Here is a 25,023-nt window from a genome sequence, read left to right as displayed (position 1 = left end):
GGGAGGCATGTCCGGTTATCGTGAGCTGAACGACTGGAACTTCGACGGTTGGTCGAACGAGGAACTGGCGAACGAGGTCCGCAGGCTCGGCTCCGGCTCGCTCGCGCACAAGTTCGCCGACGCCTCCAACGCGCTGCGCGATCTGGCGGGCAGTCTCGAGGACGTCGACGACACCCTGCGGACCCAGCTGAAGGCGCTCGGCATCAACTGGCACGGTGCCGCGGGTGAGCAGGCCCAGGAGAAGACCTCGGTCACGGCCGAGGGCCTCACCAACGCGAACAAGTCGACCGTGCAGAACTCCGACGCGATCGCTCGTCAGGGCGAAAGCACCAGCAGCGCCCGCAACAACTCGCCGAACCAGCAGGCGTTGATGGGTGACACCGAGCGGAACCTGTTCGACAAGGGCGCGGGCTTCTTCGGCATCGAGACCGACCACGCCGCCGAGGTCGAGGCCACGAACAGGGCTCGCCAGCAGGCGATCGACGCCCTGAACGGCTACCAGACGGGCAGCCAGGGCGCGTTGAACGGTTTCCGCGCGCCGCAGCAGGCCCCGGACATCGTGGTCGCCAGCGCCGCCGTCTCCACGCCCGTCGGCCCCCCGGTCAGCCTGCCCCAGGGCGGCACCCCGGGCATCACCGGCGGCGGCCCCGGCTTCACGGGCTCGCCCGGCAGCCCCGGCTCGCCCGGCGTCCCGCTCGGCCCCACGCCCAGCATCCCCGGCAACAGCACCGGCGTCCTCCCGGGCACCGGCACGCAGGGCCCGATCGCGGCCGGTCCCGGTCTGCCCAAGCCCTTCGGCGTCCCGTCGATCGGTGTGGCGGCCGCGGCGGCTGCGGCTGCCGGTCTCGCCGGCACCACGGGTGGTGCGCGCGGGGCTCAGGTCGTCGGCGGTGGCCGCGGGCCCAGCCAGGCTCCCAAGACGCCCATCGCGCCCGCCGGGCCGAAGGGTGCGCCCAGCACGATCGGTGCAGGCAAGGGTGGCGGCGGCGGTGCCGGTGGCGCCGGCGGTCCCGGTGCAGGTGGGACCGGTGCGGCCGGCAAGGGTGCGATGACGCCCGGCGGTGCCGCCGGTGTCGGGCCCGAGGCGAACCGCGCCGGTGCGGCCGCGGCCGGCAAGGGTGCCGTCGGTGGCAAGGGTGCCGGGCCGCTCATGTCTCCCGCGGCGAGCGCCGCCAGGGGCGAGGGCGAGGAGGACGGCGAGCACGTGCGCAAGTACGGCGTCGACTCCGACGAGATGTTCGGTGATGACCGCATGGTGGTTCAGTCCGTCATCGGCGAAGACCCGAAGGACAAGTAGATCCCTTGAGCGCACCAGGTTCTGTGGTTCTGTCCACAGTGGAGTTCGCCGTGGTCTGGGAGGCGCAACGCCTCCCGGCCGCGCACGTCGCGCTGGACACGCGGATTCCCTCCGTCACCCACACCGAGAAGTTCGAGGTGGTGAAGCGGGCCTGGGAGTCGCTCGAGGCGCGCGGCCTCGCCGCCAACGGCCGGGTGGTGCCGGAGCTCGCCGACGGGTTCGCGTTGCTCGCGAACCCGCAGGTGTCCATCGACCTGTGGATCTGGGCCGACCGGCAGATCAGCGGCCTCGCGGCGGCGATCGGCGACGAGGCGATCCTCGCCGTGCAGGACCGCGACGAGATGTGGCTGATCGAGGCGCGCGGCACGGCGCTCGCCGAGGCGGCCGTGTCCGTCGCCGGTGAGATGCCCGCCGGGTTCGGGCGGTCGATCAGCATGCCGTACGACGAACTGGTGGCCGCCGCCAAGAACGTCGGCCTCGACGCACAGCGCATGATCACGATGCTGGAGCGGCAGGGCATGCGCCTCGGTGACGCCCAGGAGCTCGCCGGGATGCTCGACGGCATGTCCACGCGCGGTCAGTTCGGCGTGCAGCGCAACGGAAGGCGCGCCGGACGCGTGGTTTCTTTCCACGACACCCACAACGGCCGCTATCTCCGCCAGCTCAAGCCGAGCAGCGACGGCCGTCAGTGGTGCACGATCACGCCCGTCGACAACCACCGGCTCGCGAGTGCCGTCTGGGAACTGTTGCAAGAAGTCTGAACGCGGAACCTCCGTTGGTGCCCGCCCGTCGAACTCGGCGGGCGGGCACCGCCGTCTCGAAAGAGCGAATCGGCGCACCACCCGGTGCCATTCGTTCTAAGGTCGTCGAGCAGACGTTGAGGGGGTAGGCGCGCGTGGCTGTGACGCAGTTCAACACCGAAGCCATGGAACAGTGCCGAACGACCGTGAGCAGTCAAGCCGGACAATTCGGCGCGATCGGTGACGGCTTTTCCAACCAGTACGGCAATCCGGAAATCTTCGGAAAACTCGGCGCATCCGGCGCCGTTTCGAGCGCGGTGAGCGCGATGGACCAGGCGGGCGCGCAGGAGTTCGAGGCGGCCGAGAAGGTGCTGCGCAAGGTCGAGAGCGCTCTCGACGCGATCCAGACCTCCGTCCACGACGTCGAGGAAGCCAACAAGAACTCCATGAGGGCGGTGTGACGTGAGCGCGATGGACGAAGTCGCGGCGTTGCCCGGCGGCGCGGAACTGGCCGCGCTCGCGGACAAGGTCGAGACCGCACAACCCCAGGCCGTGCGCGACATCGCGAACCGCTGGAAGCAGGCGGCGGGCAAGTGCGGCGACCAGACCAACGTCCTGCAGAGGTCGGTCAGCCAGCTCGACGGCGCCTGGCAGGGCACGTCCGCCGACGGCTTCGTCGCCTACATGGGCAACGTGACGAAGTGCGGCACCTCGATGACCGACGCGCTCAACGGCGCCGCGGCCGACCTGGAGGCGGCCGCGAACGCGTTGGAAACCGCGAAGTCCTCGATGAGCCGCATCTGCGAAACCCTCCTGAGCCGCGCCCGGCAGACCCGCCAGCAGCTGCACAACCAGCCGCGGGAGGACGTCGACAGCATCATCCGCGGCTACTGCGCCGAAGCCCTGGCTGACGCGAACCCCGTTGTCTCCCAAGCGGAAAACGCGGTGTCGTCCGCCGCCGGCGCCTTGAAGGGCCGCCCCGGCGCCCTCGCGCCGAAGTTCTCGTCCGTCCCGGACCCGAACACGCAGCCGTTCACCCCCACCCCGAACAAGCCGGTCGAATGGGCACCGACCCCACCGCCCGACGACTCGACCAAGGCGTCTTCCGCCACGCCCGTCGAACCGCAACCCAGGCCGGCCGCCGCTGATCACGGTGGCGGCGGAGGAGGCGGTGGCGGTGGCGCTTCCGGCGGTGGTTCCGGCGGAGGTGGTGGCGGTGGCGGTGGCGGTATGGGTGGCCTCGGTCCCAGCGGTGGCCCGCCCTCGGGCAGCCCGCCTCCCGGCAACGTCGAGGAGTGGATCCGCGAGGCCATCAAGATCCTCCAGGCCAACGGCATCCCGGTCACCGAGGAGAACATCGACGAGATCTGGAAGATCATCGAAAAGGAGTCGAGCGGCAACCCGCACGCCATCAACCTCTGGGACTCCAACGCCCAGGCGGGCACGCCTTCCAAGGGTTTGATGCAGTGCATCGACTCGACGTTCAACGCGCACAAACTGCCCGGCCACGACGACATCTGGAACCCGGTCGACAACATCATCGCCGGTGTCCGCTACACGTTCTCGCGCTACGGCGGTTTCGAAGGCCACCCCGGTCTGAAGGCAATGGCCCAAGGCGGCGGCTACCAAGGGTATTAGCCTTCGCTTGATCGGGTGAGCTTTGTCCGGAACCCGGCACTTCTCCGTCCGATAGGTCGTGACGGAAATGTGCCGGGTTTCAGTTGTCCACACCCTGTCGGGTGGTCGATGTCCTGAAACGCTGTTTTGTTTCTCCCGCATATGCGGAAGCGCGGGGGGTTGCGGACCGGAGGTGGCGGTCGGGGCGAGGGGACGTGTGCGCAGAGGATGAAGGAGTGCTGCGACGGCTCGGCCTGCAGCGGCTCGGCCTGCGGCGGCTCGGCCTGCCGCAGCTCGACCTGCGGCGGCGTGGCCGGGCGGCCGGGGTGTGGCGCCGCGCTCGGTCGGGGGCCTCACCGCGTGCAGGGGAGTTAGCCTGGCGGCATGCTGACCGTGGCTGCCCGTGCCGACGTCCCGCCCTTCCACGTCATGGACGTGTTGTCCGCCGCCGCTCGCAGGCAGCGCACGCACGGGGACGTGATCTCCCTGGCCGCCGGGCAGCCGTCGAGTCCTGCGCCGTTGCCCGTGCGCGAGGCTGCCGTCAAGGCGTTGGGCGAGCAGGCGTTGGGGTACACCGAGCAGCTCGGCATCCTCGAGTTGCGGCAGGCGATCGCCGGGCACTACGGGCGGCAGTACGACCTTGACGTGTCCGCGGACGACGTGGTGGTGACCACCGGGTCGTCGGGGGCGTTCACGTTGGCGTTCCTCGCGGCCTTCGACGCCGGGGACCGGGTGGCGCTGGCGCGGCCCGGGTATCCGGCCTACCGCAACATCCTCAAGGCGCTGGGGTGTGAGGTCGTCGAGTTGCCGTGCGGGCCGGAGACGCGGTTCCAGCCCACGGTCGAGATGCTGGATCCCGGGCTCAAGGGTGTGATCGTGGCCAGTCCGGCCAACCCGACCGGGACGGCGGCCGACGTCGCGCCGATCGCTCGGTGGTGTGCGGGCAACGGGGTTCAGCTGATCAGCGACGAGATCTACCACGGGATCAGCTACGGCGAGCCGTTGCGGTGTGCGTGGGAGACGAGCCGGGACGCGATCGTGGTCAACTCCTTCTCGAAGGCGTTCGCGATGACCGGGTGGCGGCTCGGGTGGATGTTGTTGCCGGAGCGGCTGCGCAGGGCCGTGGACTGCCTGACGGGCAACTTCACGCTGTGTCCGCCGGCGTTGGCGCAGTACGCGGCGGTGCAGGCGTTCCACGAGGACTCCTACGCCGAGACGGCGCTGCACCTCCAGCGGTACAAGGTGAACCGGGACCTGTTGCTGGAGGGGTTGACGAACCTCGGCATCGACAAGCTCGCGCCTGCGGACGGGGCGTTCTACGTCTACGCGGACGTGCGGCACCTGACGGACGACTCGATGGCGTTCTGCCGGCGGTTCCTGGACGACACGGGTGTGGCGATCGTGCCCGGCGTCGACTTCGACCCCGTGGACGGGCACCACTTCGTGCGGATGTCGTTCGCCGGGGCCACGCAGGACGTGGAGGAGGCGCTGCGGCGGCTGAAGGCCTGGCTGTGACCCTGAACTGCGAGCCGCGTCGCAACAAAACCGGGCGGCGGGGCGTTCAGGCAGCAGAGGGGAGGTCGCATGTGGGCGATCATCGGGTGGCTGGTGGCGGTCTGGATCCTGCTCGCCGTCGTCGGGGCCGTGGTGAAAGGACTTTTCTGGCTCGCTGTGATTGGGGGACTACTCCTCGCAGGCACCGCGGCTTACGGCGCGGTCAAATCCAAGAGATGACCCTGGATTAATTCCTGCACACCGCTCACCATGGGGCAGTGTTGCTGGCGGACGAGGCACGCCTCGAGCGGTGGGAGAGGAAGGTCGAGTGGCCGTTGACGGCACTCGCCCTGCTCTTCCTCGCCGCTTACGCCTGGCAGGTGTTCGACGACCACGGCGCGATGCACGTGCCGTTGGAGATCGTGTTGTGGCTGGTCTGGCTCCTGTTCGCGGCCGAGTTCATCACGAGGCTGACGCTGGCGCAGAACAAGGTGAAGTTCCTCAGAACGCATCTTTTCGATCTTGCCGCGGTCATTCTGCCGATGGTCCGGCAGCTCCGCGTTCTGCGGTTGATCACCGTTGTCACGTTGCTCAACGAGAAGTTCCAGCACAAGATCAGACAACGGGTCGGCATTTACGTGGCGGGTGTGACGACCATCGTCGCGTTTTGTGCGAGCCTCGCCGTGCTGGACGCCGAAAGGCACGCGGAAAACGCCAGCATCACCACGTTCGGCGACGCGTTGTGGTGGACGCTGACGACCATGTCGACGGTCGGGTACGGCGACCGCTACCCCGTCACGGGTGAGGGGCGCCTGGTCGCCGGACTGCTGATGGTCGGCGGCATCGCGCTGCTCGGTGTCATCACCGGCACGATCGCGAGCTGGCTCGTCGAGAAGCTGCGCGGCGTCGAGGACGCCGAGCAGGAGACCGCGCGGGAGCTGCGGAACCTACGCGCCGAGATCGCGGAACTCCGTGCGGAGCTGAGCGCGCGCAGCAAGGGCTGACGTCCACAGCCGGGCGTCCCAGCCGGCGGCGGCCGCACCCTCCACGTTGGACTGCCGGTCGTCGAGGAAGATCACGTCCGACGACCCGATCACGGACGACGTGTGCTCCCAGATGGCCGCGTCGGGCTTGGCGAAGCCGAGGTCGCCGGAGAACACCAGGTGCCGGAAGTGACCGGCCCACGGCACCTCCTCCGCCAGCCTCGCGAACGTCGAGGGCGCGTTCGACAGCAGCGCGAGCGGCACGTCCAGCGCCGCCAGGTCCTCGATCAGCGCCACGGTCTCCGCCACCGGCTCGTCGAGCCACCCGGCGTTGTCGAGAGCGGTCAGCTCCCGCACGGCGGCGGAGTCGAACGTGAGCCCCAGCGACGACCCGATCGTCGTCCAGTACTCCTCGTCGGAGCAGCCGCGGTCGTAGGCGTCGCGGTTCCAGTACGCGGCCTCGAAGTCCACCAGCGGCACCCCGAGCCGGTCGGCGATCGCGGGCAGCGCCGGGTTCCGCTGACTGATGACCTCGCCGAAGTCGAACACGACCCAGCGCATCAGGCGCGCTCCCCGACCCGCCGCAGCACCTCGGCGATGTCGGCCTGGCTGACGTCCCCGTGGGTCACGAACCGCACCTTGCCGGACATCGGACTGGCGAGCACCCCGATCTCGCGCAGCGACAGCAGCGCCTTGTCGAGGTCGGGCACCGACGCCAGCACGATGTTCGTCGCCGGCTCCGGCACCTCCCAGCCGAGCGAACGCAACCCGGCGGCCAGCGCGGAGGCGTTGGCGTGGTCCTGCGCGAGCCGCGGGATCCGGTCCAGCGCGACCAGCCCGGCGGCCGCCAGCACGCCACCCTGCCGCACCCCGCCGCCGAGCATCTTGCGCACCCGCCGCGCCTCGACGACGAACGAGGACGACCCGGCCACGACCGACCCGACCGGGGCGCCGAGCGCCTTCGACAGGCACACCTGCACCGTGTCGACCCCCGCGGTCAGCTGGGAGAGCTCGACCCCGAGCGCCACCGACGCGTTCCACAGCCGGGCGCCGTCCAGGTGCACCGCCAGCCCGGTGGACCGCGCCGCCGCCACCAGGGCGGCGTGCCCGTCGACGGTCGTCACCGTGCCGCCGGCCGCGTTGTGCGTGTTCTCCAGGCACAACAACGTCGTGCGCAGCCCGTAGTAGGGCGACTCGCCGCCACCGGCCGCGACCACGGCCTCGGGAGTCAGCGAGTGCAGCGCGTGCGGCATCCCGCCGGCCAGCCACGCGGCGGTCCCGAGCTCGGCGTCCAGCACGTGCGCGCCCAACGGCGCCAGGAACCGGTCGCCGCGCTGCAGGTGCAGGTACAGGGCGATCAGGTTGCCCATCGAGCCGGACGGGACCCACAGCGCCGCCTCCACGCCGAGCAACGCCGCGACGCGCTCCTCCAGCGCCGCCATCGTCGGGTCGTGGTCCAGCACGTCGTCGCCGACCTCGGCCGACGCCATGGCGCGGCGCATCTCGTCGTCAGGGCGGGTGACGGTGTCGGAGCGCAGGTCAATGGGGGTCACGCCCCCGATCCCACCACATCGGGCCGGGGACGGAGGGGGTGATGTAGCTCTCCCGCGAGGTTCGTGCAACCGTTGTCGGCACAGATTCCGTCCTGTCGGTGCAACTCGAGGAACGAGCGGAGAGCAGTCCGCGTGGATCAGCGCGACGAGCAGGAGTTCGCGGAGTACTTCGTGGCTCGCCGTGAGGCCGTGCGCCGAACGGCATACCTGCTGTGCGGCGACTGGCACCGCGCTGACGACTTCGCGCAGACGGCCTTCGTGGCGGTGCACAGGAGGTGGCGGAAGATCAGGGACAAGCAGGCCCTCGACGCCTACGTCCGACGCACCGTCGTGCGCGCGGTGATCGACGAGTCGCGCCGTCCGTGGCGGCGCGAGAAGTTCACCGACGAGATGCCGGAAGCGCCGGCGACCGGCACCGAGGTCGGTGAGACGGTCGCGACGCGCGAGGCGTTGATGAAGGGTCTGCGCAGAGTCCCGCCCCGGCAACGGGCCGTGCTGGTGCTGAGGTTCCTGGAGGGCCTCGACGTGACGGCCACGGCCGAGACGCTGAAGTGCTCGGAAGGAACTGTGAAGAGTCAGACCGCCCGCGGGCTGGCGGCGCTGCGAGAAGCTCTGGGCGACGCCATCGACGACCTGCGACCGGCGTCGTGACCGGCGAGAGGAGGACGTAGGAGATGGACGAGCAGAAGCTCGCGGACCTGTTCCGCGACGCCGCGCACGACGCACCACCGGCGTCCTTCGACGCGGGCGACGTCCGGACGGCCTCGCGCCGCGCCACGCTGCGCCGGCGCGGTTCGATCGCCGCCGGCACCACTTTGGTCGTCGTCCTGGGTTTCGGCGGCGTCCTCGCTGCCAACTCCTGGTACGGCCAGGACGGCGGGAATTCGACCGCCGCCGGTTCTGGGCAGCAGGGCACCGACACGGCACAATCGCCGATGACCCTGATGGAGGCACAGCCTCCGCCGAACAACGACTTCCCTGGCGACGCCCCGTCCACGCAGGGGGACGGGACAGCGCCGGGAAGCACCAGCTTCACCGCTGGTGAACGCGCAGTGCAGGGCTGCGCAGGTGTGGACCGGGAGCTCGCCGACGCCCTCGCCGCCGAGCTTTCGGTCTCACCGGAACCCGCGATCCCGCCCGCGGTGACCTGCTCACCGGCCTCCCGCGCGGCCGCGTACAAGATCGACGGACTGACGATCACCGCGATCGTCACGCCCGATCCGTTCGAGGGTCCCGCCGGCACGGAGAAGGCCAAGACCGCCCGCGGTCAGGACCTCTACGTGTTCACCCAGGGCGACGGGGAGCTGAAAGGCCAGGCCAAGCGGTTCGCGGACGCACTGGCCCCGAGGTTCTGACCAGCCGCCCAGTACCCTGGCGCGACTATGACGGCAGCAACCCCCAAGGGTGAGCGCAGGCGGCAGGCGCTCGTGGAGGCCGCGTCCGAACTGCTCGTGGAGGGCGGGTTCGACGCGGTCCGGCACCGCGCGGTCGCCGAACGCGCAGGTCTGCCGCTCGCGTCGACCACGTACTACTTCGACTCGCTCGACGAGCTGATCACCGCGGCGGTCGAGTTCCACGGCCGCGCCGAGCTGGCGAGCTGCCGGGAGCGCCTGGCGGCGGTCTCGGACCGGCTGGCGGACGAAGACGTGCTCGTCGAGCTCGTCCTCGACCTGCTGGTCGGCCAGGACGTCACCGACACCGAGCCGATCCTGCTGCGCTACGAACGCCTCGTCGCGACGGGCCGCCGCCCGTACCTGCGCCCGTTGATGCACGTGCTGTCCAAGGAGCTGCACGAGCTGATCGCCGAGATCTTCCACCGCGCCGGCCGCGACATCGCGCGGGACCGCGTCGAGGAGCTGATCGCGCTCGTCGACGGCACGATGGTGAACGCGTTCATCGAGCTGAAGCCGGACCCGAGGGGCGTCGCGGCGAGGATGCTCCGTTCGGCTCTTTCGCGTCACACGTGATGCAACCTCGCGTTCCCCTGACGCGTTCCCCTGGGTGAGGACGCGAGAGGGGATCGCATGCGCAAGGCCGATGAGCAGGGCTTTCGCGAGTTCGCGGCAGCCAATGCCGCGTCTTTGCGACGCACTGCCTATCTGTTCTGTGGCGACTGGCACACGGCTGAGGACCTGATGCAGTCGAGCCTCATGAAGATGTACATGGCCTGGAAGCGCATCAAGGACCTCGACAACTTGATCGCGTACGCCCGCAAGGTGCTGCTGCGCACGTGGCTGGACGAGAAGCGCCGGCCGTGGCGCAGGGCGGAGCAGCGCGACGGGGAGCTGCCCGACGCCGCCGACGCCACCGTGGACCCGGACACCACGAGCGCGAAGTTGTGGGCGCGTGAGCTCGTGCACACCGCGTTGCTGCAGGTGCCTCCGAGGCAACGGGCGGTGCTCGTGCTGCGTTATTTCGAAGACCTCCCGGTCGCCGAGGTGGCGGTGGCGATGGGGTGCACCGAGGGAACGGTCAAAAGCCAGACGGCGCGCGGTCTCGCGACACTGCGCACCATCGTGGAGAAGCTCGACAACAGTTCGGGGAGGGTCGCGTCGTGAGTGAGCAGGAGATCCGCGAGGGGATGCTGCTGGCCGTCTGGGACGAGCCGCCCCTCGACTTCGACCCGGACACCCTGATCAGGCGGGTGGAGCAGAAAAAAAGTCGTCGTCGAGCGCTGGTCGCCGTGGGCGTGGCTACGGCGGTCATCGCCGTAGCGTCGTTCTCGCTGCCGGGACTGCTGCCCCGCGACCACGACACCCGGCTCGGCGCCGAGGTCCAGACGACCACGGCCGCGCCGCCCAGCGTGCCCACCGAGCGGAAGGCCCAGCGCCTCGGCGACAAGCTGGCGGAAAGCCTCCAGGCGCAGCGCAAGGACCTGAAGGACGTCTACGCCTCGTTCACGCCCGGCGGGTTCATCTACCCGCCCCACACGACGTCGTCCCCGCAGAAGAGCTTCGGCGACCCCGAGTACACGGGGTACGTCTACCTGACCGACATGATCGGACCGACCGCGCTGCGGGTGGTGGTGACGAAGGCCGGCTTCAACAAGCAGAACTTCTGCGGCTCCGCCACGGTGTGCCGGGACCTCGCCCAGGCGGACGGGACGATCGTCACCGAGGGCGAGTACTTCCAGGGCACCACCGGCCTCCAGCAGGTCGAGGTCACCCGGCGGTTCGAGAGCGGCCTCGTCGTGCAGATCGGCGCCTACGCCTACAACCCCTCGAACGGCAGCGGGCGGCGCCAGACCGTTCCGGTGTCGGTGAACGTCCTCACAGCGCTGGTCATGGACTCGGCCGTCGACTGGGAGTGAGCCTCGGGTGCACTAGCCTGAGGGCGTGACGAAGCCCCGCATCGCCAACGTCCTCGCAGGTCGGTACGCCTCCACGTCGCTCGCGACGCTCTGGTCCGCCGAGCACAAGATCGTGCTGGAGCGGCAGCTGTGGCTCGCGGTCCTGCGGGCCCAGGCGGCCGCGGGCATCGACGTGCCCGAGACCGCGATCGCCGACTACGAGCGCGTGCTGGAGCAGGTCGACCTGGAGTCGATCGCGGCGCGCGAGCGGGTCACGCGGCACGACGTGAAGGCGCGCATCGAGGAGTTCAACGCGCTCGCGGGCCACGAGCAGGTCCACAAGGGCATGACCTCGCGCGACCTCACGGAGAACGTCGAGCAGCTGCAGGTGCTGCGCTCGCTCGAGCTGGTCCGCTCCAAGGTCGCCGCCGTCCTCGGCCGCCTCGCGCGCCTCGCCGCCGAGCACTCCGACCTGGTGATGGCAGGTCGTTCGCACAACGTGGCCGCGCAGGCCACGACGCTGGGCAAGCGGTTCGCGACGGGCGCCGACGAGCTGCTGGTCGCGTTCTCCCGCCTCGACGAGCTGATCTCCCGCTACCCGCTGCGCGGCGTCAAGGGCCCCGTCGGCACGGCCCAGGACATGCTCGACCTGCTCGGCACGCCCGAGAAGCTGCAGGAGCTGGAGCGGACGGTCGCGGGCCACCTCGGCTTCGAGCGGGTCCTCACGAGCGTCGGCCAGGTCTACCCGCGTTCGCTCGACTTCGACGTCGTCTCGACGCTCGTGCAGCTCGCGGCGGCGCCGTCGTCGGTCGCGAAGACGATCAGGCTGATGGCGGGCCACGAGCTCGTCACCGAGGGCTTCAAGCCGGGCCAGGTCGGCTCCAGCGCGATGCCGCACAAGATGAACACCCGCTCGTGCGAGCGCGTGAACGGCTTCGCGGTGATCCTGCGGGGTTACCTGTCGATGGTCGGCGAGCTCGCGGGCGACCAGTGGAACGAGGGCGACGTGTCGTGCTCGGTGGTCCGCCGGGTCGCGCTGCCCGACGCGTTCTTCGCGTTCGACGGTCTGCTGGAGACGTTCCTGACGGTGCTGGACGAGTTCGGCGCGTACCCGGCCGTCGTCGCGCGCGAGCTGGACCGCTACCTGCCGTTCCTCGGCACGACGAAGGTGCTGATGGCGGCCGTGCGCGCGGGTGTCGGCCGTGAGACCGCGCACGAGGCCATCAAGGAGAACGCGGTGGCCGTCGCGCTGGCGATGCGCGAGCAGGGTCTCGCGCAGAACGACCTGCTGGACCGGCTCGCGGCGGACTCGCGCCTGCCGCTCGACCGGGCAGCCCTGGACGCGCTGCTGGCCGACCGCCTGTCGTTCACCGGCGTGGCGTCGGCGCAGGTGGCGGCCGTGGTGGAGCAGGTCGCCGCGGTCGTCGACAAGTACCCGGCCTACGAGCCGGAGCCGATCCTGTGATCGTCGCCGGTCTGCACGTCCACCCGGTCAAGGGGTGCGGCGGGTACTCCGTCGCCTCCTCGGCCGTCGACCTGACGGGCCTGCGCGACGACCGGATGATGATGCTCGTCGACGACGAGGGCGTGTTCCTGTCGCAGCGCAAGGTCCCGGAGATGGCGGCGCTGCGTCCGTCCCTCGTGGACTCGTCGCTGTCGATCGGCGGCGAGTCCTTCCCGATCGTCCCCGACGGGCCGCGGGTTCCGGTCGTCGTGCACACCTGGCACGGGTCCGGAGTGGACCAGGGCGACGCCGCGGCGGCGTACTTCTCCGACGCGCTCGGCAGGTCCGTGCGGCTCGTGCGCACTCCACCGGACCTGCGCAGGGAGACGACCGGTGAGACGACCGGCCTCGTCGGGTACGCCGACGGCAACGCGCTGCTGGTGCTCTCGCTGTCCTCGCTGGACGGTCTGAACGAGCGGATCCTGGAACGCGGCGGGGACCCGGTGCCGATGGACCGCTTCCGCCCCAACGTGGTCGTGTCCGGCTGGCCGGAGCCGCACACGGAGGACCGCGTGCGGCGGGCGGCCATCGGTGACGTGGAACTGGCCTACGCCAAGGACTGCGTGCGTTGCGCGGTGCCGATGGTCGACCAGGCGACGGGTCTGAAGAGCGGACCGGAGCCGATCCGTTCGCTGGCGGCCTATCGGCGTGATGCCGACGGAGGGGTGACGTTCGGCATGAAGGCCCAGGTCGTCCGCACCGGCACCATCGCCGTCGGTGACGAGCTCGACGTGCTGGAGTGGCGCTCCTAGGCCTTCTGCCAGCGCAGGCGGTCGCCGCGCTGGGGGTCCTTGCGGCACACCAGCTTCTCGCCGCGCAGGCCGATGCCGTTCGCGCCCTCGGGATCGCACCGCGCGCCCTCGTTGACCAGGAGGCCCTGCTGCGGCGGGGCCTCGGTGGTCGTCGGCTGCTGCACGGCGGGCGGCGTCTGGACGGGCGGCGGCTTCGGCTGCGTCGTCCTCGTGGTGGTAGTGGTGGTCGTCGCCGTCGTGGACGAGCCCTTGACCGTGATGTCGGCGACGTCCGGAGTCGGCACGATGCTCACCGACTGGGTCGTGCTCGTGTCCTGCGCGCCGCCGGAGGTGGGCGACGACACGGGGCTGGAGTCGAAGCTCCACCCGGCCACGCCCAGGACGACGAGCAGGGCCGCACTGGCCAACGCCGGGATCCACAGGGCCTTTCTGGTGAGCACGGGTGCACCTTAAGCTCCTTCGGCCTTGATCTGTAGTGGTGCGGGGTGTAGATCGGTGCCCGGAACACGGGCACGTAGTCTGACCAGCGTGCCTACGCTCGCTGACTACCAGCACGTCGCCCGCGGCAAGGTTCGCGACCTGTACGACGTGGACGACGAGCTGCTGCTGTTCGTCGCGTCCGACCGCATCTCCGCGTACGACCACATCCTGAGCTCGGAGATCCCGGACAAGGGCCGCGTGCTCACCGCGATGAGCGTGTTCTGGTTCGAGCGGCTCACGCCCAACCACCTGGTCTCCCACGACGACCCGCGCATCCCCGCCGAGGTCCGCGGCCGGGCGCTGCTGGTGCGCAAGCTGCGGATGGTCGACGTCGAGTGCGTGGCGCGCGGGTACCTCACGGGCTCGGGCATGGCCGACTACACCGCGACCGGCGCGGTCTGCGGGATCGAGCTGCCGGCCGGGCTGGTCGAGGCGTCCGAGCTGGACCCGCCGATCTTCACGCCCGCGTCGAAGGCCGAGATCGGGGCGCACGACGAGAACGTGTCGTTCGACGTCATCGCGGAGAAGCACGGCGTGGAGCTGGCGTCGAAGCTGCGTGACCGCACGATCGAGCTCTACAGCGAGGCGCGCGCGTACGCGTTGACCCGTGGCCTGATCCTGGCGGACACGAAGTTCGAGTTCGGGCTCTCCGCGGACGGTGAGCTGGTGCTGGCGGACGAGGTCTTCACGCCGGACTCGTCGCGCTACTGGCCGGCCGAGGGCTACGAGCCCGGCCGCGTGCAGCCGTCGTTCGACAAGCAGTACGTGCGCGACTGGCTGACGTCGCCCGCGTCGGGCTGGGACCGCAAGGGCGACACCCCGCCGCCTCCGCTGCCCGCCGAGGTCGTCGAGGCCACCCGTGCGCGGTATGTCGAGGCCTACGAGAAGCTGACGGGCCGGTCCTTCGCCGACTGGCTCGCGTGAGTTGGCTCCGCTTTCACGCGGATGTCACCACGGCGTGGCGCACTCATTGAGTGCACTCACAGCTCGTGGTCTCCCTGTCCGGCATCGGTCCGCAGACACTCGACCGGTGCGCTGATCTGGCCGCGGCCCTCGGCCCGCGGCGGGTGCCGTTGTCGCTGCTCGTGGTACCCCGCGAGCTCGGCAGGGCGCAGGAATGGGTGCGGCAGCGCGCCGCGCTCGGCGATGCCGTCGTCCTGCACGGTCTCGGCCAGCGGCGGTTGCCCGCCTACGAGGCCGGGCTGCTGCTGATGGGCGCGCGTCTGCAGATGGACGCCATCGGACTGAACGCCGACACGTTCGCGCCTCGGCGTTGCGTGGCGTCGCCCGGGACGTTGCTCGCGCTCGCCAAGCACCGGTTCAAGCTCTGCGCCGACGCGCACGCGGTTCGTGACGTGGGCAGCGGGCTCGCGACGCTCGGCCGCCTGCACGCGCTGACCGAGCGCAGCAGCTTCGGCGAGCTGCGGTCGCTCGCGCTGGTCTACGCGACGGCCAGGTCCGCACGCCGCGGCGGACTGACCCGGATCACCGTCGACGCCCGCGACCTGCACCGGCCCGGTGCGCGGCAGGCCGTGCTCGACGCCGTGGACATCGCCCTCGCCCACGACGCCGCGCCGACCACCTACGTCAGACTGCCGTCTCCTCGCCTGGCGTCAGCGGCCTGACCTCGGTGCCCTCCGGCTTGAGCATCTCGAAGAGCCGGTGGGCCATCTGCGGGCTCGCGAGCGTCTTCTCGTGGATGGGCACGGCGACACGCGGCTTCACGGCGCGCATGAAGTCGACCGCCTCGCCCGTGCGCATCCACGGCGCGCCCGCGGGCAGACCGAGCACGTCCACGTCCTCGTCGGGCACGAACAGCGAGTCGCCGGGGTGGTAGAACGCGCCGTCGCCGACCACGTAGGCGGCGTTCGGCACGATCGGGATGTCCTGGTGGATCATCGCGTGCTGCCCGCCGACGACCCGGACGCCCAGGTCGCCGATCTTGAAGGTGTCGCCCGGCCGGGCGACGGTCGCGTTCTCGACGGTGGGCGCCGTGCCCTCGTCCACGACCAGCCGCGCCCGCGGGTTGGTCTCGAGCAGCGCGGGCAGCTTCTCGAGGTCGACGTGGTCGAAGTGCTGGTGCGTGACCAGCACCGCGTCCAGGTCCGCGAGGTCCTCGAACCCCGCGGAGAACGTGCCGGGGTCGATCAGCACGCGGGTGGTGCCCGTCTCGAGGAGCACGCAGGCATGACCGAAATGGACAACTTTCACGTAATCCTCCATTACCGACGTTTGGCGGGCTGACACGGTGAGGTGACGTCGGAAGTATCAAAAGGCATGAGGAAAACCCTGCAACTCCTCACGGCACTGGCGCTCGCCCTGCCGATGACGTCCATCATCCCTGCCAACACCACCTCTGCACCTGCGCAGGCGGCTTCGCCGCAGTCGCAGGAAATCGGAACCGAGGAATCGGTCTCGGTCCGCGTGGGTGGCGCGAACCGTTCGACGACCGTCGAACGACCCGGCTCCGGATACGTGAAGCTGCATTTCACGGACCTGCGGATCATGCCGGGTGACGTGCTCACGGTGTCGAACTCCGACGGCACCGAGAAGTACACGTACACAAGAGACCTGAAGGCCTCCCTGACGGCCACGGTCGACGCGTCCGGCTTCTGGGCCATGTCCATCACCGGTGACCGCGCCGTGGTGTCGGTGACGAACCCGCTGTCGCGCGTCCGGATCGACAAGCTGACGCGCGGCTACACCGAGGCCGAGATGTCCGCGCAGCCGTCCGTGCAGAGCATCTGCGGCACGAACGACTACAAGGACGCGGTCTGCTACCAGTCCAGCAACCCGACCGAGTGGGGCAAGACGCCGGCCGTGGCGAAGTTGCTGCGCAACGGCAGCTCGCTGTGCACGGCGTGGCGCGTCGGACCCAACAACCGCATGCTGACCAACGAGCACTGCTTCACCAGCACCACCGGCATCGAGGTGTGGTTCAACTACCAGTGCCCGACCTGCGGCGGCACGAACTCGGCCACCGTCACGAAGGTGCTGGCGGCCCAGGTGCTGAAGTACAGCGCCGCGCTGGACTACACCCTCTTCACCGTGAACAACTTCGCGGCCATCAGCTCGTTCGGCTACCTCGAGCTGGACGCGCGCGTTCCGGCCGTGGGTGAGGAGATGTACATCATCGGCCACCCGGCCGGGAAGCTGAAGAAGCTGTCGTTGCGCGACAACAACAACGGCGGCGGCTACTGCGTCGTGCGCGCGGTGCGGGTGAACGGCAGCTCGTCGCAGTCCGACATCAGCTACATGTGCGACACCGAAGGCGGCTCGTCCGGCTCACCCGTGCTGTCGAGGCGCACGCACAAGGTGATCGGGCTCCACCACTTCGGCGGCTGCCCGAACCAGGGCGTGCGCATCGACCTCGTCGCTGCGCAGGTCAACTCACTGCTGTAAGGATCTCCCGCTCCTCCTGCTCGGTGAGCCCCGCCTTGCGGGGCCGGTCCAGCCCGAGGCCGCGCTCGTACTCCAGCGAGTCGAGCGCGGTCTCGGCCAGCGGCCGGACGCGCAACCCGTTCGCCAGGGCGTTGCCGACGTCGCGGCCGACCATCTTGGCCCACTCCCGGGGCAGCCACAGTGGCAGCGACCGCGGCCCGGCCCACGGGTTGATGTTCAGCTCCTTGAGCACGCTCTCCGCGACGGGCACGAGCTGCGTCCCGGGCGCGGCCGTCGCGCCGGCGATCTCACCGATGGCCATCTGGAACGGCATGACCGGCCCGGTCGAGTCGTACGTGCCCGTCACCCGCTCCTCGGCCGCGAACACGATCCACTGCGCCAGGTCCCGCGCGTCGATGTGCTGGAACCCGAGGTCCGGGCTGTCCGGCACGACCACGCGCCCACCCCTCGCCAGCCGCGAGGGCCAGTACCCGAACCGGTCGCTGGGGTCGTCCGGCCCGGTGATGAGCCCGGCCCGGACGATGAAGTCCCGCCCCGCCACGGCCTCGCGCACCGCGATCTCGCCGGCCACCTTGACGCTGCCGTACCGCTCGGCCGTGAACTCCTCGGCCGGGTTGTCCTCCAGCGGCGGAAGCAGCTCGTTGCTGCCGGTCGCGTGGTCCGCGTAGACCGAGATGCTGGAGACGAACGTCCAGTGCGGCGTGGTGGACCCGAACGCCTCCAACGCGTCCCGCACCCAGTTCACCGAGTACTTGGACACGTCGACCACCGCGTCGAACCGCTCACCGGCCAGCGCGTCGAACGCACCGGGCCTGTCCCTGTCGACCCGGACCAGCGTCGCGCCCTCGGGAACCCCGCCGGAGGCACCGCGGGCAGCGCACACCACGTCGTGGCCGCGCCGGACGGCCTCCGCAGTGACTGCCTTGCTGAGGAACACGGTCCCGCCGAGCACGAGGATCTTCATGACCTCCAGCATCCGGCCGATCGGGCGGCGGTGCCAGTGGTCTCGCTTTCGGCGAAATAGCCGGTTGGAATAGTTCCAAGTCAGGGTCGTTCGGACCCGATCGGTGTGACTTGGTGAACTGGTGTTCGGGGTGTGCCGATGGACGTTCCGTGAGTCTGCACGCCTTCGTCGACGAGTCGCGGCGAAACAACACGTACCTGCTGGCCGCCGTCCTCGTCGAGCCCGGCGACCTGACGCGCACGCGCAAGGCGCTGCGCCGGTTGCTGTTCCCGGGTCAGCGAGAACTCCACTTCAAGAAGGAGAAGGTCGATCGACGCAAGCTGATCGTGTCCAAGCTGGTGGCCATCGGCGCCGCCGTGCACCTCTACAGCTGCGACTGCTCCGCCGGGGAGGAGATCGCGCGTCAGGAGTGCCTCATCGCGCTCATCGACGATCTCGTCGACTTGGACACGAGGAGGCTGGTGCTCGACAGCCGGGAGGAGCGCAACCTCCACGACTCGCAGACGATCCGCGCGGCGCTGGGCAAGCGGCCGAGCCACTCGAAGATGATCTACGAGCACCTGAACAGCACGCAGGACGAACTGCTCTGGATCCCGGACGTCGTGGCGTGGTGCCACGGTGCGGGAGGCGACTGGGCCAGGCGCGTGCGCTCGCTCGTCGCGAAGGAGGTGGCGGTGGACAAGTGGTCCGGATAGCGCAAAGCACGGCGGCCGACCGTCCGGACGGGCACCGTGCTCACTTCCTCGGCCTACGGGGCCTCGGCGAGTCCAACTTTACCAAACGGCCTCGCCGAGGCAAGCTCGTTCACCCGAAGGTGGACCACCGGCGATGTGCCCCCGAACACGTGTCGGGAGGATGAACGCCCAGCTCAGGTAGGGTCGACGGGTACCGCCAGCCCTCCACCCCAGGGAGCAGTCCGTCGTGGCCCGAGTCGTCGTCGACGTCATGCCGAAGCCCGAGATCCTCGACCCCCAAGGCCAGGCGGTGGCGAACGCGCTGCCCCGTCTCGGCTTCGACGGCGTCACCGCCGTCCGCCAGGGCAAGCACTTCGAGTTGGAGGTCGCCGACGACGTCGACGACGCCACGCTCGCCGAGATCGCCGAGAGCTTCCTCGCGAACCCCGTGATCGAGGACTGGACCGTGCGCAGGGTCGAGGCATGAGGGTCGGTGTCGTCACCTTCCCCGGCACCCTCGACGACGTCGACGCGCAGCGGGCGGTGAGGTACGCCGACGGCGAGGCCGTTCCGCTCTGGCACGGCGACCACGACCTCAAGGGTGTCGACGCGGTCATCGTGCCCGGTGGGTTCTCCTACGGCGACTACCTGCGGGCCGGTGCGATCGCGCGGTTCGCGCCCGTCATGCGGGAAGTGGTCGAGGCCGCGAACAGGGGGATGCCGGTTCTCGGCATCTGCAACGGCTTCCAGGTCCTCGCCGAGGCCCACCTGCTGCCGGGTGCGCTGACCCGCAACCACAAGCTGCACTTCGTGTGCCGCGACCAGTGGCTCCGGGTCGAGAACACGAGCACCGCCTGGACCACCAGGTACGACCGCGACGCCGAGATCCTCGTGCCGCTGAAGTCCGGCGAGGGCGGCTACCAGGCCGACGACGACACCCTCAAGCAGCTCGAAGACGAGCACCGGGTCGTCTTCCGGTACGTCGGCGAGAACCCGAACGGCAGCCGCAACGACATCGCGGGCATCACGAACGCCAGGGGCAACGTCGTCGGCCTCATGCCGCACCCCGAGCACGCCATCGACGCGCTCACCGGCCCCACGGACGACGGCCTGGGCATGTTCCTGTCCCTGCTCGACGCGGTGGTGAAGGCGTGATCGACACCGTCAAGAACGCGGAGAGCACTCCCGACCAGGAGCAGCCCTACCGGGAACTGGGCCTGAAGGACGACGAGTACGCGCGCATCAGGGAGATCCTCGGCAGGCGCCCCACCGACGCCGAGCTGGCGATGTACTCGGTCATGTGGAGCGAGCACTGCTCCTACAAGTCGTCCAAGGTGCACCTGAAGTACTTCGGCGACACCACGACCGACGAGATGCGCGCCAAGATGCTCGCGGGCATCGGCGAGAACGCCGGTGTCGTCGACATCGGGGACGGCTGGGCCGTCACGTTCAAGGTCGAGAGCCACAACCACCCGTCGTACGTCGAGCCCTACCAGGGTGCGGCGACCGGAGTCGGCGGCATCGTCCGCGACATCCTCGCGATGGGCGCGCGGCCGCTCGCGGTCATGGACCCGCTGCGGTTCGGCAGGCCCGACGCGGAGGACACGCGCAGGGTGCTGCCCGGCATCGTCGCGGGGGTCGGCGGCTACGGCAACTGCCTCGGCCTGCCCAACATCGGCGGCGAGGTCGTGTTCGACGAGTCCTACCAGGGAAACCCGCTGGTCAACGCCCTGTGCGTCGGCGCGATGCGGGTCGAGGACCTGCACCTCGCGCACGCGAGCGGCACCGGCAACAAGGTCATCCTCTACGGCGCGCGCACGGGCCTCGACGGCATCGGCGGGGTCAGCGTGCTGGCGAGCGAGACGTTCGACGACACGGCCGGCAAGCGCAAGAAGCTGCCGAGCGTGCAGGTCGGCGACCCGTTCACCGAGAAGGTGCTGATCGAGTGCTCGCTGGAGCTCTTCGAGAAGGGTCTCGTCGCGGGCATCCAGGACCTCGGTGGCGCGGGCCTGTCCTGCGCGACGAGCGAGCTCGCGTCCGCCGGTGACGGTGGCATGCGCGTCCACCTGGACCGCGTGCCGCTCAGGGCGGAGAACATGACCCCGGCGGAGATCCTCTCCAGCGAGTCGCAGGAACGCATGTGCGCCGTCGTGGAGCCCCACAACGTCGAGGCGTTCATGGCGGTCTGCGCGAAGTGGGACGTCATCGCCACCGAGATCGGCGAGGTGACCGAGGGCGACCGGCTGGTCATCACGTTCCACGACGAGGTCGTCGTCGACGTGCCGCCGCGCACCGTCGCGCACGAGGGTCCGGTCTACCACCGGCCGATCGAGCGCCCGGCCGACCAGGACGAACTGCGGGCGAACACGCCCGACGCCCTTCCCCGGCCGGCGAACGAGGAGCTGCTCGACCTGGTCAAGACCATGGCGGCCAGCCCCAACCTGGCGTCCAGGAAGTGGGTCACGCAGCAGTACGACCGCTACGTCCGCGGCGGCACCGTCCTCGCGCAGCCGAGCGACGGCGGCATGATCCGCATCGACGAGGAGACCGGCCGCGGTGTCGCCCTCTCGACGGACTGCAACGGCCGCTACACCAGGCTCGACCCGTACGAGGGCGCGAAGCTGGCGCTGGCCGAGGCCTACCGCAACGTCGCGACCACCGGTGCCACGCCCGTCGCCGTCACGAACTGCCTCAACTTCGGCTCGCCGGAGGACCCGGCGGTCATGTGGCAGTTCGAGCAGGCCGTGAAGGGCCTCGCGGACGGCTGCGCGGAGCTCGGCATCCCGGTGACCGGCGGCAACGTCAGCTTCTACAACCAGACCGGCTCCACGGCGATCCTGCCGACGCCGGTGGTGGGCGTGCTGGGCGTGATCGACGACGTGCGGCGCCGCATCCCCACCGGGATCGGGGCCGAGGCCGGCGAGACGCTGCTGCTGCTCGGCGAGACGCGCGACGAGTTCGGCGGGTCGGAGTGGGCGCACCACGTCCACGGCCACCTCGGTGGTCTGCCGCCGAAGGTCGACCTCCGGCACGAGAAGCTGCTCGGCGAGGTGCTCGTCGCGGGCTCGCGCGACGGCATGATCTCCGCCGCGCACGACCTGTCGGAGGGTGGTCTCGCGCAGGCGCTGGTCGAGACGTGCCTGATCGGCGAGGTGGGTGCGCGGGTCTTCCCCGAGGGCGACCTGTTCACGGCGCTGTTCAGCGAGTCGGCCGGCCGCGTGCTGGTCGCCGTGCCGCGCACCGAGGAGCAGCGCTTCACCGACATGTGCACCGCGCGCCGCCTGCCGTGGCGCAAGATCGGTGTCGTCGACCCGGAGTCGAAGGCGCTCGAGGTGCAGGGGCTCGGCGAGATCCCGCTGGACGAGCTGCGCGAGGCCTGGGAGGGCACCCTCCCCGCCCTGTTCGACTGAGACGCGGAGGAGGACGGCCCCGTGAAGGGCCGTCCTCAGCCCGCGGCGATGCGCCGCAGCTGCTCGAACCTGCCGTTGAACAGGTTCTGGTCACCGGGGAAGTGCCCGGCCGCCTGCCACTGCCAGATCGTGTGGAAGTCGAAGCCCATCGGCAGCGGGCCGACCTCGGTGCCGTAGCGCGCGATCCACAGCGGGTTGTCGGCACCGAACTCCACCGAGCCGCCGACGCACTCGTTCCACCATTTCGTGGACGTGTAGATCATCGGATGCCGTTTCGTGCGCGCGTAGACCGTGTCGCTGAACGTCTTGACCCACGCCGTCATCGCGGCCTGGCTCAGGCCGTAGCACGTGTCGCCGTACGGGTTGTACTCCATGTCGAGCGCGGGCGGCAGCGTCCTGCCGTCGGGTGACCAGCCGCCGCCGTTGTCGACGAAGAAGTTCGCCTGCGCCGCTCCGCTGGCCCGGTCCGGCAGCGCGAAGTGGTACGCGCCGCGGATCATGCCGATCTTGTAGGAGCCGTCGTACTGCTGGGTGAACCTGGGGTTGCGGTAGTGGGTGCCCTCGGTCGCCTTGACGTAGGAGAACCGGGCCCCCTTGTCCCAGGCCGACCTCCAGTCGACGTCGCCCTGGTGGCTGCTGACGTCCATGCCCGGCACCTTGCCCGCGGTGGGCGGGGAGTCCGAGGCCGAGCGGAGGTCGCCGGGGCCTTCGTGCTCGAGGATCTGGGAGCCCGCTGTGTGGTCCGCGGAGCCCTCGGGCAAGGGCACCGCGGACGCGGGTGCCGGCGACATGCCGGCGACTATCGCGACGATGCTGATCAAGGTCCGCATGGACTAGATCGTGCGGCCATTTGTCGCAATGTGCTACCCGGGGTCACCCGTCCAGGCGGGACAGCTCCTCGGCGGTCAGCTCCAGGTGGGTGGCGGAGGCCGAATCGCGGATGCTCGCCGGCCGGGAAGCACCCGGAATGGGGACCACCACTTCCGACTTCGCCAACATCCACGCGAGGCAGACCTGGTGGGCGCTCACGCCGCGGGCCTCGCCGACCTCCCGGAACGGGCCGCCCAGCGAACCGGCCTTGCCGATGCCGCCGAACGGGCTCCACGGCAGGAACGCGATGCCGAGCTTCGCGCACAGCTCCAGCTCGGGTTCACTCGACCGGAACACCGGCGAGAACTGGTTCTGCACGGCCGCCAGCCTGCCGCCGAGGATCTCGTTGGCCTGCACGATCTCGTCCGGGTTGAAGTTCGAGACGCCCGCGTAGCGGATCTTGCCGCTGTCCAGCAGCTCCGCGAGCACCCCCACGGACTCCGTGATCGGCACCTTCGGGTCCGGCCGGTGGAACTGGTACAGGAAGATCTGGTCGACGCCGAGCCGCCGCAGCGACCCGTCGACGGCCCCGCGCAGGTACTCCGGGCGTCCGTCGAGCTCCCAGTCGCCACCGGGCGCGCGGGTGTGGCCGCCCTTGGTCGCCACGAACACCTCTTCCGAGCGGCCCTTCAGGCCCTCGGCGATCAGCTCCTCGTTGTGGCCGAAGTCGGTGTCGTCGAGCGAGTAGGCGTCCGCGGTGTCGATGAACGTCACGCCCGCGTCCAGCGCGGCGTGGATGGTCTCGATCGCCCGCGCCCGATCCGGCCTCCCCTGCACGGACATGGGCATGCCGCCCAGGCCGACGGCGCTGACTTCCACTTCTCCGATGCGGCGCTTCTGCATGCCCTCCACTCTGGCCCCTCGGGATTAAGCTGTCCAACGCAGAGAAGTGATCTCATTGAGCACCGCAGGTGATGAATCGTGGAACTCAGGCAGCTGGAGCACTTCCTCGCGGTCGCCGAGGAGTCCCACTTCACCAGAGCGGCCAAGCGCCTGCACATCGCCCAATCGGGGCTGTCGGCGTCGATCCGGGCGCTGGAGGTGGAGCTGGGCGCGCCGCTGTTCCTGCGCACGACCCGCCAGGTCGGGCTGACGCAGGCCGGACGGGCCCTGCTGCCCGAGGCGCGCAGGGCGCTGGGCAGCGTCGAGGCGGCCAGGGACGCCGTCGCGGCCGTCCAGGGCCTGCTGCGCGGCACGCTGTCCGTCGGCAGCCTGCAGTGCCTGCACGTGGTGCACCTGCCGGCGGTGCTGTCGCGGTTCCACGAGCTGCACCCCGGCGTGGAGATCAGAATGCGCCAGTCCGGCAACGCCGAGCTCGTCGAGGACGTGCGGGCGGGACGGCTCGACCTCGCGTTCGTCACGCGTCAGCCGAAGATCGCCGAAGACCTCCGGGTGTCCACTTTGGCCGGTGAACCGCTCGTGCTCGCGTGTGCGCCGGGAAGTCTCTTCGCCGCAAGGGGGTCCGTCGCCCTCGCGGAGCTCGCCGGGCAGTCGTTCGTCGACTTCAACGCCGACTGGGGCACGCGCGACGAGGTGGACCGCGCCCTCGCCGCCGCCGGTGTCGAGCGGCGGGTCGCCGTGGAGGTCAACGACGTGCACTCACTGCTCGACTTCGTCTCGTTCGGGCTCGGTGTCGCGTTAGTCCCGCAGTCCTTCGCCCTCAAGACCGACCGCGCGCACTTCGTCGGCCTTCGCGGGGACGTGCCCGTCGCCGAGACCGTCGTCGTCAGGGCGGCCACCGCGGGCGCCGCCGCGACCGTTCTGCTCGACATGGTGCTGGAAGCCAGGTCCGGCCGCCTCCGTGCTGCCGGTTAGGTGCCAGCCGGTCGGGGGCTCGCGGAACTCGGTCCCCTCCAGCACCCGCATCTCACCGCGTTGCACGGCGGGCGGCTTCGGGGACGGGTGGAAGAACCGGCCGACCTTCGCGCCGCCCAGCTTCGGCGAGCTCATCTCGACGGGACCGGCGAAAGTCGTCTCCTGGAAGGAGATCCCGC

General features: G+C 70.1%; 29 protein-coding genes. 22 read left to right on the top strand and 7 right to left on the bottom strand.

What is annotated here, in order from left to right; all coding sequences use genetic code 11:
* Positions 1-7 precede the first annotated feature (7 nt).
* The 7 genes from L6E10_RS19015 (at position 8) to L6E10_RS18985 (ending at position 6,152) form a co-directional block, all read left to right on the top strand.
* The gene (locus tag L6E10_RS19015; RefSeq protein WP_236220826.1) at positions 8-1,297 is read left to right on the top strand and encodes a hypothetical protein; all 1,290 of its coding nucleotides are present in this window, start codon (positions 8-10) and stop codon (positions 1,295-1,297) included.
* 23 nt (positions 1,298-1,320) lie between these two features.
* Positions 1,321-2,058: an ESX secretion-associated protein EspG gene (locus tag L6E10_RS19010; protein ID WP_236220825.1), complete on the top strand. Its 738-nt coding sequence runs from the start codon at positions 1,321-1,323 to the stop codon at positions 2,056-2,058.
* Between the two features lie 134 nt (positions 2,059-2,192).
* Complete coding sequence (locus L6E10_RS19005) at positions 2,193-2,498, top strand: hypothetical protein (protein WP_236220824.1); 306 nt, start codon at positions 2,193-2,195, stop codon at positions 2,496-2,498.
* Positions 2,499-2,508: 10 nt separating this feature from the next.
* Positions 2,509-3,675, top strand: a complete 1,167-nt coding sequence (locus L6E10_RS19000; RefSeq protein WP_236220823.1) for a transglycosylase SLT domain-containing protein — start codon at positions 2,509-2,511, stop codon at positions 3,673-3,675.
* Positions 3,676-4,038: 363 nt separating this feature from the next.
* The gene (locus L6E10_RS18995) at positions 4,039-5,169 is read left to right on the top strand and encodes a pyridoxal phosphate-dependent aminotransferase (protein WP_236220822.1); all 1,131 of its coding nucleotides are present in this window, start codon (positions 4,039-4,041) and stop codon (positions 5,167-5,169) included.
* A 69-nt stretch (positions 5,170-5,238) separates the two neighbouring features.
* Complete coding sequence (locus L6E10_RS18990; RefSeq protein WP_236220821.1) at positions 5,239-5,388, top strand: hypothetical protein; 150 nt, start codon at positions 5,239-5,241, stop codon at positions 5,386-5,388.
* A gap of 38 nt (positions 5,389-5,426) precedes the next feature.
* A complete protein-coding gene (locus L6E10_RS18985) occupies positions 5,427-6,152 on the top strand; it encodes a potassium channel family protein (protein WP_236220820.1) in 726 nt (241 codons plus the stop codon).
* Here L6E10_RS18985 and L6E10_RS18980 read toward each other — a convergent pair.
* Entirely contained in the window at positions 6,096-6,692 is a 597-nt protein-coding gene (locus L6E10_RS18980; RefSeq protein WP_236220819.1) for an HAD-IA family hydrolase, read from the bottom strand. The two genes, L6E10_RS18985 and L6E10_RS18980, sit on opposite strands and share 57 nt — an antisense overlap.
* The gene (locus tag L6E10_RS18975; protein ID WP_240010950.1) at positions 6,692-7,633 is read right to left on the bottom strand and encodes a GntG family PLP-dependent aldolase; all 942 of its coding nucleotides are present in this window, start codon (positions 7,631-7,633) and stop codon (positions 6,692-6,694) included. Before L6E10_RS18975 ends, L6E10_RS18980 begins: the two co-directional genes overlap by 1 nt.
* 183 nt (positions 7,634-7,816) lie before the next feature.
* Between L6E10_RS18975 and L6E10_RS18970 the strand changes: the two genes are divergently transcribed.
* From L6E10_RS18970 to L6E10_RS18940, 7 genes are read left to right on the top strand one after another with little or no spacing between them, the layout of a single operon-like run.
* A complete protein-coding gene (locus tag L6E10_RS18970; RefSeq protein ID WP_090102444.1) occupies positions 7,817-8,335 on the top strand; it encodes a SigE family RNA polymerase sigma factor in 519 nt (172 codons plus the stop codon).
* Positions 8,336-8,358: 23 nt separating this feature from the next.
* A complete protein-coding gene (locus L6E10_RS18965; RefSeq protein WP_236220818.1) occupies positions 8,359-9,039 on the top strand; it encodes a hypothetical protein in 681 nt (226 codons plus the stop codon).
* 27 nt (positions 9,040-9,066) lie between these two features.
* The gene (locus L6E10_RS18960) at positions 9,067-9,651 is read left to right on the top strand and encodes a TetR/AcrR family transcriptional regulator (RefSeq protein ID WP_236220817.1); all 585 of its coding nucleotides are present in this window, start codon (positions 9,067-9,069) and stop codon (positions 9,649-9,651) included.
* Positions 9,652-9,708: 57 nt separating this feature from the next.
* A complete protein-coding gene (locus L6E10_RS18955) occupies positions 9,709-10,242 on the top strand; it encodes a SigE family RNA polymerase sigma factor (RefSeq protein WP_236220816.1) in 534 nt (177 codons plus the stop codon).
* Positions 10,239-10,994, top strand: a complete 756-nt coding sequence (locus L6E10_RS18950) for a hypothetical protein (RefSeq protein WP_236220815.1) — start codon at positions 10,239-10,241, stop codon at positions 10,992-10,994. The genes L6E10_RS18955 and L6E10_RS18950 overlap by 4 nt, the downstream gene beginning before the upstream one ends.
* A 25-nt stretch (positions 10,995-11,019) precedes the next feature.
* Positions 11,020-12,438, top strand: a complete 1,419-nt coding sequence (gene purB, locus L6E10_RS18945; RefSeq protein ID WP_236220814.1) for an adenylosuccinate lyase — start codon at positions 11,020-11,022, stop codon at positions 12,436-12,438.
* Positions 12,435-13,229 carry an MOSC domain-containing protein gene (locus L6E10_RS18940; protein ID WP_236220813.1) on the top strand — a complete coding sequence of 265 codons (795 nt, stop codon included), beginning with the start codon at positions 12,435-12,437 and terminating at the stop codon, positions 13,227-13,229. The genes purB and L6E10_RS18940 overlap by 4 nt, the downstream gene beginning before the upstream one ends.
* On the opposite strand, the gene L6E10_RS18935 is transcribed toward L6E10_RS18940, so the two are convergent.
* A complete protein-coding gene (locus L6E10_RS18935) occupies positions 13,226-13,669 on the bottom strand; it encodes a hypothetical protein (protein WP_236220812.1) in 444 nt (147 codons plus the stop codon). The two genes, L6E10_RS18940 and L6E10_RS18935, sit on opposite strands and share 4 nt — an antisense overlap.
* A gap of 88 nt (positions 13,670-13,757) precedes the next feature.
* Here L6E10_RS18935 and L6E10_RS18930 point away from each other — a divergent pair, with 88 nt between their 5' ends.
* Entirely contained in the window at positions 13,758-14,633 is an 876-nt protein-coding gene (locus tag L6E10_RS18930) for a phosphoribosylaminoimidazolesuccinocarboxamide synthase (RefSeq protein WP_236220811.1), read from the top strand.
* 50 nt (positions 14,634-14,683) lie between these two features.
* Positions 14,684-15,334: a hypothetical protein gene (locus L6E10_RS18925; RefSeq protein WP_090102428.1), complete on the top strand. Its 651-nt coding sequence runs from the start codon at positions 14,684-14,686 to the stop codon at positions 15,332-15,334.
* Here the strand turns inward: L6E10_RS18925 and L6E10_RS18920 are convergent.
* Complete coding sequence (locus tag L6E10_RS18920) at positions 15,297-15,920, bottom strand: MBL fold metallo-hydrolase (protein ID WP_236220810.1); 624 nt, start codon at positions 15,918-15,920, stop codon at positions 15,297-15,299. The two genes, L6E10_RS18925 and L6E10_RS18920, sit on opposite strands and share 38 nt — an antisense overlap.
* A 66-nt stretch (positions 15,921-15,986) precedes the next feature.
* Between L6E10_RS18920 and L6E10_RS18915 the strand changes: the two genes are divergently transcribed.
* The gene (locus L6E10_RS18915) at positions 15,987-17,111 is read left to right on the top strand and encodes a serine protease (protein ID WP_236220809.1); all 1,125 of its coding nucleotides are present in this window, start codon (positions 15,987-15,989) and stop codon (positions 17,109-17,111) included.
* On the opposite strand, the gene L6E10_RS18910 is transcribed toward L6E10_RS18915, so the two are convergent.
* The gene (locus tag L6E10_RS18910) at positions 17,095-18,075 is read right to left on the bottom strand and encodes an NAD-dependent epimerase/dehydratase family protein (RefSeq protein ID WP_236220808.1); all 981 of its coding nucleotides are present in this window, start codon (positions 18,073-18,075) and stop codon (positions 17,095-17,097) included. The genes L6E10_RS18915 and L6E10_RS18910 overlap by 17 nt on opposite strands.
* 149 nt (positions 18,076-18,224) lie before the next feature.
* On the opposite strand from L6E10_RS18910, the gene L6E10_RS18905 reads away from it, so the two are divergent.
* The 4 genes from L6E10_RS18905 (at position 18,225) to purL (ending at position 22,159) form a co-directional block, all read left to right on the top strand.
* A complete protein-coding gene (locus tag L6E10_RS18905; RefSeq protein ID WP_236220807.1) occupies positions 18,225-18,770 on the top strand; it encodes a hypothetical protein in 546 nt (181 codons plus the stop codon).
* 226 nt (positions 18,771-18,996) lie between these two features.
* Entirely contained in the window at positions 18,997-19,236 is a 240-nt protein-coding gene (gene purS / locus L6E10_RS18900) for a phosphoribosylformylglycinamidine synthase subunit PurS (protein WP_236220806.1), read from the top strand.
* Positions 19,233-19,904 carry a phosphoribosylformylglycinamidine synthase subunit PurQ gene (purQ, locus tag L6E10_RS18895; protein ID WP_236220805.1) on the top strand — a complete coding sequence of 224 codons (672 nt, stop codon included), beginning with the start codon at positions 19,233-19,235 and terminating at the stop codon, positions 19,902-19,904. Before purS ends, purQ begins: the two co-directional genes overlap by 4 nt.
* Positions 19,901-22,159 (top strand): phosphoribosylformylglycinamidine synthase subunit PurL, encoded by a 2,259-nt coding sequence (gene purL / locus L6E10_RS18890; protein ID WP_236220804.1) that lies wholly within the window; start codon positions 19,901-19,903, stop codon positions 22,157-22,159. The genes purQ and purL overlap by 4 nt, the downstream gene beginning before the upstream one ends.
* Before the next feature lie 35 nt (positions 22,160-22,194).
* Here the strand turns inward: purL and L6E10_RS18885 are convergent, their stop codons facing one another.
* Entirely contained in the window at positions 22,195-22,989 is a 795-nt protein-coding gene (locus L6E10_RS18885) for a lysozyme (protein ID WP_236220803.1), read from the bottom strand.
* Between the two features lie 43 nt (positions 22,990-23,032).
* Positions 23,033-23,872, bottom strand: a complete 840-nt coding sequence (locus L6E10_RS18880; protein ID WP_236220802.1) for an aldo/keto reductase — start codon at positions 23,870-23,872, stop codon at positions 23,033-23,035.
* Between the two features lie 78 nt (positions 23,873-23,950).
* On the opposite strand from L6E10_RS18880, the gene L6E10_RS18875 reads away from it, so the two are divergent.
* Positions 23,951-24,844: a LysR family transcriptional regulator gene (locus L6E10_RS18875; protein ID WP_374236956.1), complete on the top strand. Its 894-nt coding sequence runs from the start codon at positions 23,951-23,953 to the stop codon at positions 24,842-24,844.
* Positions 24,845-25,023 lie beyond the last annotated feature (179 nt).

The sequence above is a fragment of the Lentzea sp. CC55 genome (assembly GCF_021056325.1).
Lineage (GTDB): Bacteria > Actinomycetota > Actinomycetes > Mycobacteriales > Pseudonocardiaceae > Lentzea > Lentzea jiangxiensis.
The sequence above is the reverse complement of the archived record's forward strand: the minus strand, read 5'-3'. Positions and strand labels throughout refer to the sequence as shown.